General features: G+C 46.0%; 1 protein-coding gene. It reads right to left on the minus strand.

Features of this window, described 5'->3' with window-relative positions; genetic code table 11:
• Positions 1-1,008, minus strand: a 1,008-nt coding sequence (locus SPADD19_RS12925; RefSeq protein WP_277619481.1) for a glycoside hydrolase family 2 TIM barrel-domain containing protein, incomplete at both ends; no start/stop codon positions are given.

The following is a 1,008-nucleotide window of genomic DNA, read 5'->3' on the forward strand; positions in this document are numbered from 1 at the left end:
CTGAACCATCTGCTTCACCAACTTCATTACCGATTGACCACATGACAATGGCTGGATTGTTCTTGCCCCGTTCTACCATGGTCCGTAGATCGTAATCGGACCAAGTATCCCCTTTCCGAGCTTCTGGGTGAGTGGCATCCTTTTCAAAGAAACGACCGTAATCGTATTGCTTCTTGCCACCATACCAGGTATCAAAAGCTTCTTCTTGGACCATCAAGCCCAACTCAGCAGCAATTTTTAAGGTTTGTTCACTCGCTGGGTTGTGAGTCGTCCGGATGGCATTGACTCCCATGTCCTTCATCTGTTTGAGACGACGGTATTCAGCCTTGTAATTTTCCTCAGCTCCAAGAGCCCCGTGGTCATGGTGAAGAGATACCCCGTGGAATTTCGTCGCCACCCCATTGAGGAAGAAGCCACCTTCTGGCGTCCAGTTGAGATAGCGATAACCAAAGCGTTCCTTTTGCACATCTACCAACTGCGAATCCCGATAGACACGTGTATACAAGGTATAGAGAGCTGGATGATCCGTTTTCACATCCCAGAGGGTTGGTTTTTCAACATGCAAGGTTTGAGAAAGGTTGATCTCTTGACCTGCTAAAACAGCTTGTGCTTCACTGCGCGTTTTTTCGCTCACCACTTGGCCATTTTGATCGACAATTTCATATTCCGCATAGATACTATGGGCTTGATCATCCTGGTTGACAATGCGGCTCTTCACCACTGTATCTACTGCCCCATTTTGCTGTTTTTCTAACTGAGGGGTCGTAATCGTAGTCCCATACTGCGCTAAATGAACCTTGTCCGTCACACTCAGCTTAACATCCCGGTAAATCCCACTACCAGAATACCAACGGCTACTTGGTTGTTGATTGACCACATGAACGGCGATGGTGTTCTCGCTTCCATCTGCATTCAAATAAGGAGTAATATCATAAGAAAAGGCATTGTAGCCATTTGGATAATGACCAACGAATTGTCCGTTTACATAGACTTTAGAATCCATATAAA

It is taken from the genome of Streptococcus parasanguinis, assembly GCF_001578955.1.
Taxonomy (GTDB): Bacteria; Bacillota; Bacilli; order Lactobacillales; family Streptococcaceae; genus Streptococcus; species Streptococcus parasanguinis_U.